16 protein-coding genes and 3 riboswitches are annotated in these 14747 nt (G+C 41.0%); of the genes, 4 read left to right on the plus strand and 12 right to left on the minus strand.

The genetic code is table 11. The features are described from left to right. Positions 1–135: 135 nt before the first annotated feature. Positions 136–744: an NAD(P)H:quinone oxidoreductase gene (wrbA, locus tag IRY55_RS11930; RefSeq protein ID WP_194563555.1), complete on the minus strand. Its 609-nt coding sequence runs from the start codon at positions 742–744 to the stop codon at positions 136–138. A 61-nt stretch (positions 745–805) separates the two neighbouring features. After that, positions 806–1744 (minus strand): VOC family protein, encoded by a 939-nt coding sequence (locus tag IRY55_RS11935; RefSeq protein WP_194563556.1) that lies wholly within the window; start codon positions 1742–1744, stop codon positions 806–808. 140 nt (positions 1745–1884) lie between these two features. Further along, a riboswitch (TPP riboswitch) is annotated at positions 1885–1973 on the plus strand. Between the two features lie 68 nt (positions 1974–2041). Between IRY55_RS11935 and thiM the strand changes: the two genes are divergently transcribed. Genes thiM through thiW form a run of 4 tightly spaced genes read left to right on the plus strand, consistent with a single transcriptional unit; the run spans position 2042 to position 4786 of the window. Beyond that, complete coding sequence (thiM, locus tag IRY55_RS11940; RefSeq protein ID WP_194563557.1) at positions 2042–2785, plus strand: hydroxyethylthiazole kinase; 744 nt, start codon at positions 2042–2044, stop codon at positions 2783–2785. Continuing rightward, positions 2786–3616 (plus strand): bifunctional hydroxymethylpyrimidine kinase/phosphomethylpyrimidine kinase, encoded by an 831-nt coding sequence (gene thiD / locus IRY55_RS11945; RefSeq protein WP_194563558.1) that lies wholly within the window; start codon positions 2786–2788, stop codon positions 3614–3616. Continuing rightward, positions 3613–4275: a thiamine phosphate synthase gene (gene thiE, locus IRY55_RS11950; RefSeq protein WP_194563559.1), complete on the plus strand. Its 663-nt coding sequence runs from the start codon at positions 3613–3615 to the stop codon at positions 4273–4275. Before thiD ends, thiE begins: the two co-directional genes overlap by 4 nt. Continuing rightward, positions 4262–4786, plus strand: coding sequence for an energy coupling factor transporter S component ThiW (thiW, locus tag IRY55_RS11955; RefSeq protein WP_194563560.1), 525 nt, complete (start codon positions 4262–4264; stop codon positions 4784–4786). The genes thiE and thiW overlap by 14 nt, the downstream gene beginning before the upstream one ends. A 43-nt stretch (positions 4787–4829) precedes the next feature. Here thiW and IRY55_RS11960 read toward each other — a convergent pair whose 3' ends face one another. From IRY55_RS11960 to IRY55_RS12005, 10 genes are all read right to left on the minus strand, one after another. Further along, on the minus strand, positions 4830–5978 hold the full coding sequence (locus IRY55_RS11960) for an alpha-hydroxy-acid oxidizing protein (RefSeq protein WP_194563561.1): 1149 nt from the start codon (positions 5976–5978) through the stop codon (positions 4830–4832). A 16-nt stretch (positions 5979–5994) separates the two neighbouring features. Further along, positions 5995–6657 (minus strand): methionine ABC transporter permease, encoded by a 663-nt coding sequence (locus tag IRY55_RS11965; protein ID WP_194563562.1) that lies wholly within the window; start codon positions 6655–6657, stop codon positions 5995–5997. A 1-nt stretch (position 6658) separates the two neighbouring features. Beyond that, a complete protein-coding gene (locus tag IRY55_RS11970) occupies positions 6659–7663 on the minus strand; it encodes a methionine ABC transporter ATP-binding protein (protein ID WP_194563563.1) in 1005 nt (334 codons plus the stop codon). 16 nt (positions 7664–7679) lie between these two features. After that, the gene (locus tag IRY55_RS11975) at positions 7680–8483 is read right to left on the minus strand and encodes a MetQ/NlpA family ABC transporter substrate-binding protein (RefSeq protein WP_194563564.1); all 804 of its coding nucleotides are present in this window, start codon (positions 8481–8483) and stop codon (positions 7680–7682) included. Between the two features lie 77 nt (positions 8484–8560). Next, positions 8561–8668: riboswitch (SAM riboswitch) on the minus strand. A 26-nt stretch (positions 8669–8694) separates the two neighbouring features. Continuing rightward, positions 8695–9513 (minus strand): MetQ/NlpA family ABC transporter substrate-binding protein, encoded by an 819-nt coding sequence (locus IRY55_RS11980; protein WP_194563565.1) that lies wholly within the window; start codon positions 9511–9513, stop codon positions 8695–8697. Positions 9514–9616: 103 nt separating this feature from the next. Next, positions 9617–9722, minus strand: a riboswitch (SAM riboswitch). Positions 9723–9814: 92 nt separating this feature from the next. Continuing rightward, positions 9815–10807, minus strand: coding sequence for a D-alanyl-D-alanine carboxypeptidase family protein (locus tag IRY55_RS11985; RefSeq protein WP_194563566.1), 993 nt, complete (start codon positions 10805–10807; stop codon positions 9815–9817). An 85-nt stretch (positions 10808–10892) separates the two neighbouring features. Then, positions 10893–11720, minus strand: a complete 828-nt coding sequence (locus IRY55_RS11990; protein ID WP_194563567.1) for a D-alanyl-D-alanine carboxypeptidase family protein — start codon at positions 11718–11720, stop codon at positions 10893–10895. A gap of 80 nt (positions 11721–11800) precedes the next feature. Next, positions 11801–12406, minus strand: coding sequence for a response regulator transcription factor (locus IRY55_RS11995; protein ID WP_194563568.1), 606 nt, complete (start codon positions 12404–12406; stop codon positions 11801–11803). Then, positions 12403–13542: a sensor histidine kinase gene (locus IRY55_RS12000; RefSeq protein WP_456238890.1), complete on the minus strand. Its 1140-nt coding sequence runs from the start codon at positions 13540–13542 to the stop codon at positions 12403–12405. Before IRY55_RS12000 ends, IRY55_RS11995 begins: the two co-directional genes overlap by 4 nt. Positions 13543–13629: 87 nt before the next feature. Continuing rightward, positions 13630–14664 (minus strand): fatty acid desaturase, encoded by a 1035-nt coding sequence (locus tag IRY55_RS12005; RefSeq protein WP_194563570.1) that lies wholly within the window; start codon positions 14662–14664, stop codon positions 13630–13632. Positions 14665–14747: the final 83 nt, after the last annotated feature.

The following is a 14747-nucleotide window of genomic DNA, read 5'->3' on the forward strand; positions in this document are numbered from 1 at the left end:
AGAGGCTGGGACATAAGTCAAAATGGAATAGAAAAACAAAAATTACTAAAATAGAAAACGCATGAAATCAAGGGTTTAACTTTTGATTTCATGCGTTTTAAGGATTTTCAGAGGTTTTGTCTCAACCTCTTTCTATTATGCGCGGAGACTCGCGGTTGCTTTCGCCACTTCTGTCGTACGTCGTGCTTGTGCTTTCACTGCTTCTTCTACTTGCTCTACAATTTCACCTTCTTGTGATACTGTTGCGCTCGTACCGTATGGGTTTCCACCTGCAGCATATGCAGATTGATCTACAAAACCTGGTGCTGTTACGATTGCACCCCAGTGGTACATCGTCGTATAAATCGAATGAACCGTCACTTCTTGACCACCATTTGCGTTTCCTGCACTCGCCATCGCACTTACTACTTTATTTGCTAATTTTCCTTGGAACCATAGTCCGCCAGTCGTATCGATAAAGTTTTGGAATTGGCTCGGTACGTTACCGAAACGTGTCGGCACGCTCCAAATGATTGCATCTGCCCATTCTAAATCTTCCAATGTTACTGTCGGAATGTCTTTCGTTGCATCAACATAAGCACGCCATGCTGGGTTTGAATCAATGGCTCCCTCTGGTGCTGTTTCTGGTAATTTCAATAAGCGAACATCTGATGCACCGGCTTGTTTTGCACCTTCTACTGCCCATTTCGCCATTTTATAGTTTGTTCCTGTTGAACTGTAATAAATAATTGCTACGTTTGTCATGTTTATATTCTCCTTTGAATGTTTTCTACGTTCGTTTCAAAATAATAAAAAGTGTTGCGATTTATTGAGAAGAGCGGTTACCACTCGGACGTTGAAATGGAACGATATGTGATTCAATCACTGCACGATTCGCCTCATATTGTTGCGGTAATTGCAAAGTCAATCCCAACTGTCCATCCGTCTCATCAATGAAAAACCCTGGCTCATCTGTGGCAATTTCGCAAATGATGCCACCACCTTCACGGAAGTAAATGGACTCAAAGTAATCGCGATCTTGAACAGGTGTCACATTATATTTTGCTTGTAACTTCTGTTGCCATTGGAGCTGTTCTTCAGCGTCTTTTGTTCGCCAAGCAATATGATGGACAGTACCAATCCCAAAACTTCCCCTTTCTTCAATGGAAGAACAAAGATCAATCGTTTCATCTTGATTGTCCGTTAAACTGAAACGTTCTCTTTCAGATGTTCCACGTGAAACATAACCGAAATCCTTCTCCAGCAATTGCTTCGTCGCTTCGATGGAACCCGTATATAAAAGTGCACCGCCAAATTTTTGAATCGCATACTTAGCAGGTATTTCACTCGTTTCCCAATCATTCGTCAAGGGCACATCTCGTTCAATTAAAGCGAGTTGTAATCCATGTTCATCTTCAAAATGAAGTTGCTTTTCATCGAAACTTTCAACGACTTTCGTTTGAATTTGTTTTGACTGTAATCGCTCTTGCCAAAATGCGAAGCTCCCTTGCGGTATTAAAAAGTATGTAATGCCTACTTGTCCGTTGCCGCGAATTCCTTTATAGTCATTCATCCAATTAAAGAACGTCATAATCGAGCCCGGACTTCCTTCACTATCGCCGAAGTACAAATGATACGTCGTCGGATCATCAAAGTTCACCGTCGTTTTAACGAGTCGTAACCCTAGCACACCTCCATAAAAACGAGACGTTTGTTCAGGATGGCCGACAATCGCTGTAATGTGATGAATCCCTTCCATTTTCATATCCTTCTCTCCTCTCTTTTATTATCTCGAATTCTTTTATCTTGAATTCAAGGTATATCATAACAAGGATTTTTTGTTCTGTCAAAATCTTTGTTTCTTCTTTTCACTCTATGGTATAGTAAGTGTACAAACGCATACGAGTTTACCACTAGGGGCGCCCGCGGGCTGAGACGTACTCTTTGAACCTGATATGGTTGATACCATCGGAGGAAAGTGGGTATTTTTCACATGGTGTTAAATCCTTCTCCTTCTTCTACTTAGAATGAGAAGGATTTTTTTATGAAAGGGAGATTGCTTATGACCGCATTACAACACATACGAAAAAACAAACCAGTCATCCACTGTATTACGAATTATGTAACGGCAAATTTTCAAGCGAACGCTTTACTCGCTCTAGGTGCTTCTCCTATCATGGCGGATTTAGCCGACGAAGTGAAGGAAGTGACAAGCTTTGCAGATGCACTCGTATTAAATTTTGGGACACTCCAACAACATTCCGAACTTGCAATGACACGGGCGGGGCAAGAAGCGAATCGACGAGGTATTCCTATCATCATTGATCCAGTAGGCATCGGTGCCATTCCTTCTCGATTAAACGTGTGTCGACGCTTATTACAAGCCGTCAATCCGACCGCTTTTCGGCTCAATGCTGGAGAGCTTGCTGCGATTGCAGGAGAACGATGGGAAGCAAGAGGAGTAGACGCTGGAAGTGGAGAGGCAAATGTACGAGAGATGGCTCGATTCGTAGCTGAAAAATATGATGCAATTGTCGTCGTCACTGGAGCAACCGATCTCGTCATCAGTCATCAACATACATTTGAAATAACAGGTGGCGATCCATGGATGAAACAAATTACAGGTGCAGGATGCGTGCTCACAACAATCGTTGCGGCCTTTGCAACAGTGAAACAAGATGCCGATACGATTCAACAAGGGGTACATTTTTACAAAAAAGTAGCAGAGCGTGCCCGTCAAACCGCTACTGGAATCGGTCAATTTCAAGTAGAATGCTTAAATTACTTACAAATGGAGGAATTATAAATGGTGAAAATCGCAATGACAATCGCAGGTTCAGATAGTGGTGGAGGCGCTGGAATTCAAGCAGATTTAAAAACGTTCCAAGAACTCGGAACGTTCGGTACCTCTGCTATTACAGCAATCACGGCTCAAAATACATTAGGCGTACACGGTGTGCAACCGATTGATCTCGATATGATTGAAAGTCAAATCGATGCGGTCATGACTGATTTGCGACCTGATGCTGTTAAAACAGGAATGTTATTTTCGGCTGAAATCATTCGAATCGTCGCAGAAAAGTTCCAACAATACAATATTCAAAATATCGTCATCGACCCGGTCATGATTGCAAAAGGTGGCGCTTCTTTACTCCAACAAGAAGCAGTTGATGCGTTAAAAAATGAACTTGTTCCACTCGCTACAATCATTACACCGAATATTCCCGAAGCGGAAGTACTTGCTGATATGGAAATTGTGACGGAAGATCATATCGCAGAAGCGGCGAAGCGTATTTTAGCTTTAGGTGCAAAAGGTGTATGGATGAAAGGTGGGCATAGTAAAGACCCTGAGTTCGCGAAAGACTTCGTATTTTTACAAGACGGCACGTCATTCTCAATGACATCAAAACGTATCGATACGGACAATACGCACGGCACAGGATGCACGTCTTCTGCGGCAGTTACCGCATCTTTAGCGAAAGGGATGTCACTGAAAGATGCCTTAATCGTTGGAAAGTCGTTTATTCAAGCAGCGATTGAAGAAGACTTACAATTGGGTAGCGGTCATGGTCCGACAAACCATAGCGCCTACCGTTACGTACAAGACCGTATGGAAAAGGAGATTCATGTCGAATGAATATAAAAGAAGCGCTTCGTATCTATTTTATTATGGGTAGTAATAATTGTGGACACCATGAGCCACTTGACGTCTTAAAGCAAGCGATCGATGGTGGGATTACGATGTTTCAATTCCGCGAAAAAGGAAGTGGCGCATTAATAGGCGAAGCAAAAAAACAATTTGCACGTGACTGCTTCCGTTTATGCAAGCAAGCGAATGTTCCATTTATCGTCAATGATGATGTCGATTTAGCGATTGAAATTGGAGCGGACGGTGTACACGTCGGACAAGACGACCTCGATGCGGGAATCGTTCGCCAAAAGCTCGGTCAGGATAAAATAATCGGCGTTTCAAGTCACACTTTACAAGAGTCGAAAGCAGCGATTGAAGCGGGAGCCGACTATATCGGAATGGGACCTGTATACGCGACGACGACAAAATTAGATACGAATCCTGTCGCGGGTACTACAGCGATTCAAGAAACGAGAGAACATTTTCCACAATTCCCTATCGTTGCAATCGGTGGATTACAAGCGGACAATTTCACACCAGCGATCGAAGCGGGAGCGGATGGAATTTCAATTATTTCAGCAATCGCTAGCGTACCAAATCCAAAAGAGGCGACAGAAAAACTCGTCTCTACTATGAAAGAAGTGATCAATGATGCAAAACGATAAAATTCGTAAAATGATTTTAATTTCTTTATTTGCGGCGATTGCTGTCGTCGGATCGACATTTGTCTCATTTCCTCTCGGACCAGCACGCGCCTTTCCTGTCCAACATGCGATTAACGTAATTGCTGCAATGATGCTCGGCACTGGACCAGGCGTATTAATCGCCTTTCTTGCAGCGCTCATCCGCGTCATTATCGGCACTGGCTCCTTGCTTGCATTTCCAGGCGGTATGATTGGCGCATTTTTAGCAGGGGTCCTCTATAAAAAGTTCAAAAAAAGCTGGGCTGCTGTAACGGGTGAGATTATCGGAACAGGACTCATCGCTTCTTTATTTGCCGTACCGTATGCGAAATTATTAATGGGTTCAGAGTTCGGCGCATTCTTCTTCGTCCCAGGATTTTTCTTCTCTAGTTTAAGTGGAGCGATACTCGGGTTACTTCTCGTAAAACAACTTCAAAAAACGAGAGCAGGGAACGAATTACAATTAATGTTCGCCAAAAAATCAACAAATTAATGAGACATAAAAAGCAGTCAGGCACGCAAATGCCTGACTGCTTTTATTTATTTTCTACTAAAGTGAGTTTACGAACTTGTTTGACACTATTTGCCCCCGCTAGCGCAATGGACGCCGTCACTTCTTCTAGTAAATGTTCAACCCATGTTGTAACGCCACGTTCTCCATCAATCCCTAATGCGTAAATATACGGTCGACCGACACATACGGCATCCGCTCCTAACGCCAACGCTTTCACAACGTCGACACCACTACGAACCCCGCTATCGAACAAAACAGGTATACGTCCGGCCACTGCCTCTGCAACAGCAGGCAATGCATCTAAACTCGCAATGACGCCGTCTAATTGACGACCACCATGATTGGATACGACGATCCCGTCTATACCACGTGCGACTGCTTCTTTCGCATCTTCTGGATGCAAAATCCCTTTTAAAACAATCGGTAAATCTGTCCAACTTTGAAGCTTTTCAATCTGTTCCCAACCGAGTGTCGGGTGATGAACATGTTGAACGAGCGCATCGATTAACGCTTCCTCTGAATCATCTCGCAAACTGCGTTGAAATACAGGATCTTCCACGTAATTCGCTTTACCGAGACCGCCTTTTAATGGTGAGAACTGATTGCGTAAATCCGTTTCACGCCAACCGATGCGCACCGTATCAATCGTTAACACAATCGCTTCATAGCCAGCTCGCTCAGCACGTTGAACCATACTTTTCGGTAATTCTTCATCCACTGTCGACCAATACAATTGGAACCACTTCGGACTATCGGTTGTCGCTTCCCGTATAGACTCAATCGAATAGCTCGATACCGTACTTTGAATAAACGGAATTCCAAATTTCGCTGCAGCGCGACTCGTTGCTAGTTCCGCTTCTTCATGCGCCAATTTCTGCATGCCGACAGGCGCAAACAAAATCGGTGTGGCATACGTTTTATCGAACAACGTAACCGATGTATCCACTTCAGATACGTCGGTTAAGAAACGAGGAACGATTGCCCAACGCTCAAAAGCACGACGGTTATTACGCAACGTTTCTTCTCCACTCGCTCCTGAATAAATGTAGCCGAATGGATTTTTTTCGAACTTCTTTTGCGCAGCTTCATAAAGAGCTTCCACCCCTACTGGAAAATCTGTTTTTGCGGCCGTCACCTTTTTAAAAAATGCGTCTTCTACTCGTTTACCCATCGTTTCTCACCTTTCCTTAATCTCGTTTTAATTTTGATGCAAAATAGTTTCCGAGTGACTGAATTCCTTGAACGAGAATGATTAAAATGAATACCGTCGCATACATCACTTCGACTTCATATTGAATGTGACCGTAACGGTATGCCAAGTCTCCAAGTCCTCCCGCTCCGACTAAACCAGCCATCGCTGTAGCCCCGATTAAGCTGACTGTCGCAATCGTCAGTCCTAAAATAATCGCAGGACGTGCTTCACGAATTAAAACATTCCATACGATTTTACGACGCTTTACACCCATCGCTGTATAGGCTTCGATTACTCCTGGATCGACTTCAAGAAGAGCCGACTCCATCAAGCGTGCGATATACGGTGATGTATAAACGACAAGTGGTACGATTACCCCTTTTACACCGATGATCGTACCGACGATTGCTTTCGTAAATGGAATGATGAAGAAAAGCAAAATGATAAACGGTACAGAGCGCACGATATTTACTAAAATATTTAAGACGTTGTAAACAAATTTATTCGCAAATAACGCATTCGGTCTCGTTAAGACGAGCAATACGCCTAAAGCCATCCCAATGATGACAGAAAATACGAGTGAAATTAATGTCATTTGGAACGTTTCGATGAGGGCTTGCCACATGAGTGGGCCCCATTTCGCTGTAAATTCTCCCATCTTACAAGACCTCCTCTACGTATACGCCGTTTGCTGTTAAATATTGGACAATTTTTTCATCACGTTGTCCTTCTAAATGAATGACTAAGTTGCCGACGATGCCATTTTTCAGTTCAATAATATTCGCTGATAAAATATTCGGTTTTACATGAAACTTCTCTGTTAATGAAGCGATTAACGGATCTCCTGTCGCATCTCCAACAAATGTTAAGCGCAAAATATAACCTTCTAATGTTAATTGTTCGATTAAAGCTGGCGCAAGCTGACGTTGAGAAACCGCATTTAAAAACTTTTGGGTCGTCGGATTTTTCGGTTTCGTAAATAACTCAATCGTCGTGCCCTCTTCAATCACTTGCCCTCGCTCCATCACGTACACATGATCACAAATTTTTTGGATGACGTTCATTTCATGTGTAATGAGCAAAATGGTAATGCCTAATTCTTTATTAATTTTCAACAATAAATCTAAAATGGAATCCGTCGTTTCAGGATCGAGCGCGCTCGTCGACTCGTCACTCAATAATACTTCAGGCTCTTGCGATAAAGCACGAGCGATCGCTACACGTTGCTTTTGCCCTCCTGATAACTGACTCGGATAAGCATTTTTACGTTCAGACAGACCGACAATTTCTAAATAACGTTCTGCACGCTCATTCGCTTCTTCATTGGAAATATTTAATAATCGCAGTGGAATCGTAATGTTTTCAAACACTGTCGCTGTTTTTAATAAGTTGAAGCTTTGGAAAATCATGCCGATATTTTGTCGGACTTCGCGTAATTGGGGAAGTTTTAAAGAAGTCAATTCGATTCCATTAATGATGACTTCTCCAGATGTCGGACGCTCTAATAAATTTACGCAACGAATTAACGTACTTTTTCCCGCACCACTATAACCGATTACTCCGTGGATCTCGCCTTTTTTTACATGGAGATTCACATCTTTTACTGCTTCGACGACACCTTGTTTCGTGTCGAATGTTTTGACGACATTGCGTAATTGAATCATGACGCCTTCTCCCTTCTTACCAAGCTGGTAAATATGAACCTTGAAATTCTTCTTCAATAAATTGCTTCACTCGCTCAGAGTGATACGCTCGTTTAATTTTTTCAATGACTGGATCGTGCTCGTTTTCTTTACGAACGACAACGTAGTTCACATATTGTGAGTTTGTCGATTCTGCATAGATCGCATCTTCCGTTAACGTTAAGCCATGTGATGCTGCGTAGTTTCCATTAATCACCGCAACGTCCACTTCTTTCAACATGAGCGGTAGTTGAGATGCTTCTAGTTCAACGAATTGTAGTGAGCGCTCATTGTCAATGACATCTAAAGGTGTAGCGGTGTCACGCTTTTTTTCATCGAGCGTAATGAGTCCCGCTTCTTCAAGTAACATGAGCGCACGCGCCCCGTTCGTTGGATCATTCGGAATTCCGATTTTAGCGCCCGACGGAGTATCTTGAATATCTGAAATTTTTTCAGAATAAACACCCATCACACTCAGTACCGTCGGGATGACAGCTACTAAATCCGTTCCGTGATCTTCATTGAATTTATTCATAAACGGTTGATGTTGATAGTTATTTAAATCAAGTTGACCTTCTGCTAGTGCTGTATTCGGCATAATATAATCCGAGAACACTTTCAGTTCCACTTCTAAACCGTCTTCAGCTGCCACTTCTTTCACGACGTTGAAAATTTGTTCTTGTGGTCCTGCGGTTACACCGACGACCACTTTTTCTTCACTCAATGGCTCACTCGCTTTATCTCCACAAGCCGTTAACAACAGTGCAAAAAATACTAACCCAACATATTGTAATACTCTCATTGTCATTCTCCTTCATTTTCATTTATTTATGAAAAATGAAGAATGATTGCGTTCTACTCCAGTGATCTTATTAAAAAAACTTATCTTTCAAATCATTTGATTTGCAGGAATTAGCACCTTGCTTTCTTTCGAAAGTAGGTTGCCGGAAGTCATCGGGCCTGTCCCTCAGTCTCTCTGGATAAGTAGATTGAAATCGTTCTTCATTTACATCCTACCATTTTGGTAAATAAGAACCTTTAAACTCTTCTTCAATAAATTGTTTCACTTCATCTGAATGATATGCTTTGCGTAATTTTTCAATTACGGCATCATTTTCGTTCTCTTTACGTACGACGATGTAGTTCACATATGGTGAATCTATTGATTCTGTATAAATCGAATCTGTCGATGGATTTAATCCGTGTGATGCAGCGAAGTTACCGTTAATGACTGCTAAGTTCACTTCGTCTAACATCAATGGTAATTGTGCCGCGTCCAATTCAACGAATGACACATTTTTCTCATTTTCAACGACGTCTAACGGCGTTGCGTTATCACGCTTTGCATCGTCTAATTTAATGAGTCCTGCCTCTTCAAATAACACGAGTGCACGTGATCCGTTTGAAGGATCGTTCGGAATACCAATTTTCGCGTTTTCTGGAACGTCTGCAATATCGTCAATTTCGTTTGAATATACACCGATTGCACTTAAAATGGTAGGAACTGCCGCAACGAGATCTGTTCCGTGATCTTCGTTAAATTTATCCATGAAAGGTTTATGTTGATAGCTATTCACATCAAGTTGACCTTCCGCTAATGCTTTGTTTGGCATAATATAATCTGAGAATACTTTTAACTCTACTTCTAAACCATCTTTCGCCGCTACTTCTTTCACGACTTCAAAAATTTGTTCGTGTGGTCCACCTGTCACACCGACTAACACTTTATCTTCACTTAACGCTTTACTCTCTTCTTTCTTATCCCCGCCACATGCTGCTAACAATAAAGCTGAAATAACGAGTAGTAAGCTCATACGAAATAATTTCTTCATCTTGTTCTCCTCTTTCTTTTTCGAATCGTCCGAAATTATTTTCCAAATCAAAAACCGCTTCTTTCATTTACTGAAAGAAGCGGTCAAATAGTCAATTTGCCTTCGCTTATCTTTCAGAATAAATATTCTGTAGGAGTTGGCACCTTCCTAAATAAATTAGGGGTTGCTGGACGTCATCGGGCCTATCCCTCGGTCGCTCTTGATAAGTAAAATATAAAGTTTGGAAGTATCTCGTTCTTTCGAATTTAATGTGACTCAATTATAGGTGACGCTTTTTTATTTGTCAAATCTTTTTGAAAAATTACTTTTCCTCATTCTTTTTCGCAATATGTGGCTTAACATATTGTTCAACGAGTTCGCCAGTACGATGGAATTTCGCTACTTTTGCATTCGGATCTCCTGGTGCAGCATTTTGCAAGACGACGAGAAAGCGAGTTCCTTCAATCTCACCTGTTCCGATAAAGTTTTGGCCCGCTTCAATCGTATAGCCTGTTTTTAAGCCGTCGATATATGGTAAATAAGCCGGTTGTCCTTCGAGTGCTAAGTTCGTCGTTTTTGCATAGTAGCCGTTCGGCATCATATGCCCTGTCAACGATGTGTATTGTAAAATTTGCGGATAATTTGTAATGAGAGCCTCCGCTAAAGTAGCTAAATCTCGGGCACTCGCTCGGTTGTATTCATCTGGCATCGTCAACCCCGTCGCATTATCGTACGTCGTATTTTTCATTTCGAGTCGATGTGCACGCTCATTCATCATACGAACGAAGTTTTCTTCTGTTCCCCCAAGTGCTTCAGCTAATGCGACAGCCGCGTCGTTTGCGGACACTGTCGTGACAGCTTTCAATAAATCTTCAATACGATACGTTTCCCCACTTTTTAAACCTGCACTTGCGAGGCCACTAATTTGATACTTTTGGAAAAAATGAGGAGAAAGGACAACGGTATCATCGAGCGTTATTTCTCCGGCTTCTATCTTTTCCATTAAAATATAGAGCGTCATTGTTTTCGTTACGCTCGCTAATCCTAACGGTGTATCGATATTGTTTGCATACAAAATTTCTTTCGTTTCCATATCATACACAAGTTCTGATGATTTTTCGTACGGGTGTTCAGGTTGTTGTAAAGGAATGGCAGTTTGAATCGTCGGCGCTGGAAGCTCTTCTTCTACAATCTCTTCCTCAACAATTGACACTGGCTCAGATGATGGAGTAGCTTTAGAGCGATCCACCATTTGCCAAATTAAAACACCATTGATAAGTAGTAAAGCTACTAATAGAAACAATTTATTTTTCATCGTGATCCACCTTTAATTCTAATCGTTTCTATTGTACGCTATTTTGCTTTCATTTTCTTCTAACAATTTCTCTATGATATGACAATCATTTTAAATATTCGCTCATGTACCCATTCATTTTACTAAACTTCTCTGTCTGTTTTTCTTTGCGCGGGACATTAAGCATTACCGCTACGTAGCGTTCCCCATTATGAATTCCGGTCACAATATACGTATCATTTGCACGATGGGTATAGCCGGTTTTAAATCCATCTACGCCCGGTCTCGCTTCAGGCATTCCAGGTAATAAATGATTTGTTGACCAATATTTTTCCCCGCTTCGTGTCACATAATGCGTTTTCTTTGTCGTTTCAAGTACTCCGGGATAATAACGTAAATGAAGTTGGACTAACCTTGCTAAATCTTCCGCAGAGGATTCATTTACTGCACCCGCTTGATCAAGCCCAGTCGCATTGACAAAATTCGTTTTCTTTAAATCCATTTGGTTCGCATAATGATTCATATTTTCAACAAATTGTTGCTCCGACCCGTTTAACAAAAGCGCTAAGGCCATCGCGCTATCATTCGCTGAAGTGATCATCATACTTTCATACAATTCTCGAACCGTATAACTTTGTCCCACTTGTAAACCAATCATCGCTAATCCACTTGCATCTTTAAACAATGGTTGTTCGATTGTAAAGGAAGTATCCCAAGTTAAACGATCTCGTTCGATATAATCAAAGACGATATAGCTCGTCATTACTTTCGTTAGACTCGCGATTGGATAAGCTTTTGAGCTATTTATTTTTGCAATCGCTCCTTCATTTTGTTCTATGTAGAGCGCTTCTTCCGCATTCCAATTTTTAATCGTATCCCATTGATAAAAGACAATCAATGTTACTAATATCAAGACTAAAACTATTTTTTTCAAAAAAATCACCTCTTATACATTCCAGTATAAAAGGCGAGTCTTATCATTTTGGTAGCAAACTTATGAATTTTTTCTTAACTTTAACGGAACCAGCCTTTTTCTTTGAAACGAGCGATTGCTTCAATCCGATTCCCGACGTCCAACTTTTCAAAAATTGTGGAAATATAGTTTCGAACCGTTCCGGGTGCGAGGTATAATTCGCCTGCAATTTCTTTTGTCGTTTTGCCTTCTGCGACGAGCCGAAGCACCTCGCTTTCTCGATCGGTGAGTGGGTTTTCAACAATTTCATCATATGCGATATCGACGAGTTCTGGTGCATAAATACGTCGACCATCTATGATGGAACGAATCGCATCAACGAGTTCTTCAATTGGACTATCTTTTAATAAATAACCACGCACCCCCGCTTTACGTGCCCGTTCAAAATACCCAGCTCGCGCAAATGTCGTTAAAATAATCACTTTGCAGTCTTCTTCTTTCAACTGTTCAGCTGCATCTAAACCTGTCATCACTGGCATTTCAATGTCCATAATACAAATATCGGGTTGCTGTTCTCGGACAAGGCGCACAGCTTCTTCCCCATTTTTAGCCATTCCGACGACTTCCATATCATCTTCCATATTAATGAGTGACCCTAAAGCGCCAAGCATCATCCCTTGATCTTCCGCAATGACAATTCGAATCATACAATCTCCTCCTCTACCTGATGTGTAATGACATTCGGTACGGTAATCGTTAAACGAGTTCCTTCTTCCGATACGACTTGCAAGGTCCCATTTACGAAATTTAACCGTTCACGCATTCCTTTCAATCCTGTTCCTCGAGCGATGGAAGGAGGTAAACCGATGCCATCATCTTCTACAATCGCGACTAATTCATTCGGCTCTTGAATAAAAGTGATTGTGCAACGAGAAGCTTCACTATGCTTTACTACATTATTTACCGCTTCTTTTAAACACATACTTAACACATTTTCCACGATAGCAGGCAATTTTTTAATAACCGTATCGCCCTCAATAATACATTCCATCTCGGCTGCGGTTAAAATTTGACGGATGCGAGGCAATTCTTCATTTAATGTAATGGCACGCATTCCTGCGACTAATTCACGTACCTCTTTTAAAGCAATCCTCGCAGTTTCACGAATATCCTTAATTTCATTTTGCGCCTTTTCAATATCTTTCGGCACTAACCGATACGCTAAATCACTTTTCAAACCGATGAGCGACAATTTTTGCCCTAATGTATCGTGAAGATCTCTCGCAATTCGTTCCCTTTCAGCAATAATATGAAGCGCTGAAATCGTCTCTTTCGCATCTTCTAATTGGCCCTCTAAGTTCTCTTGTTTATTGCGATTATATAAATTAAATGGCAATAAAATCGCACCTATAATCGTAATAATAATATATGGAATTTGAGGTAAAAATAAGTCTAAATCGATAAAAAATCCTGCAACGACCGCAATGATTGTAAACCCGAGATGCAAACCATACATAATGTAAAAACCGACGGGATGACGAATATTCCCAATGAAGAAAGCGATAAAAATCGCTAAATAGACGTAACCATATATTAATGTGAGCAAAAGGTGCACAACCATTTCAAAGCTAATCCACATATACACAAGCCCAGGCTTTGCATGCACGGCAAAAAAATGAAAGAGAAAGAATAAGAGAACGAGCGCAATTCCAATACCTATTTCGAGACGAGTTGACGCGCGAAATATGAAAAAGAAAGGTAAAATACAAAAAATAATCCATATGTAAAGACTCATCCATGGACTATGTGGAACGATATAAAACCAGCGATTTGTCGCTTTCAAAGTGGCTTCCCCCTTTTCTTCCATTGTAGCACGCAACGTTTTGAATGAAAAAAAGAAGGTCAGCAAAATAACATGACCTTCTTTCTCTTACGAATTTAAGCTTACTTTACGTTTTACAGCACCGCGTTTAATTTTTTCATGCGCTGCTTTAAACGTAATGAAAGAATATGACTCAGGATCATACAATTTATAACGCAGTGATTCAAAACTCGTTTTTAATGTGATTTTTGTCGCATATTGTAATGGTTCTACTTCTTCATGCGCTTGTTCTAAATGATAGTTTGGAATTCGTGGTGCTAAGTGATGGACGTGATGGAATCCGATATTTCCTGTAATCCACTGCAACACTTTCGGAAGTTCATAATAAGAACTACCGTCTACTGCTGCTTTCACATAATCCCATTCTGCTTGTTCTTCAAAATAAGAATCCTCAAATGTATGCTGAATAAAGAATAACCAAATGCCGAGCATTCCTGCTACAAACATAATCGTTCCTTGAATGAGGAAAAATGCTTGCCATCCAATTAATAAACTCATTCCAGCATAGATGCCTACTAATGCGATATTTGTAATATACGTATTGATTCGTTCTTTTTTACGGCTATCTTTACGATTGAAACGATTCGATACTAAAATTAAATATAAAGGACCGAAACCGAACATGACGAGTGGGTTACGATACGCACGATAAGCAAAACGTTGCCATTTTGAAGCTTCTTCATACTCTTGTACTGTCATTACCCAAATGTCTCCAACACCGCGCTTATCTAAATTTGAACTCGATGCGTGGTGGATCGAATGCTCACGCTTCCACATTTCGTATGGAAATGTCGTCAAAATCCCTGTAATTGTTCCTACGATATCGTTCGCTTTTTTGTTTTTGAAAAATGATCCATGTGTACAATCGTGAAAAATAATAAAGAGACGTACGGTAAATCCTGCGACTACTAATGCGACGGGTACCATGAGCCATGGTGAAACCGTATAAGCATAATAAGCGAGTGCCCATAAAGCAAAATATGGGACGAGTGTATTAATCAATTGTGCAATGCTTTTTGAACGTTCTGATTTAGCATAAGGTTGAACGGCTTTATGCAAAGCTTTCGTTTGTTCTTTACTCATCGTCGATTCCCTTCTTTCATTTCTGATTACCTTTATCTTATCGAAGCGAAAGAAATCATCCTAGACATAGTTGTCATCATAAC

This window comes from Savagea serpentis (genome assembly GCF_015351395.1).
GTDB classification, from domain to species: domain Bacteria; phylum Bacillota; class Bacilli; order Bacillales_A; family Planococcaceae; genus Savagea; species Savagea serpentis.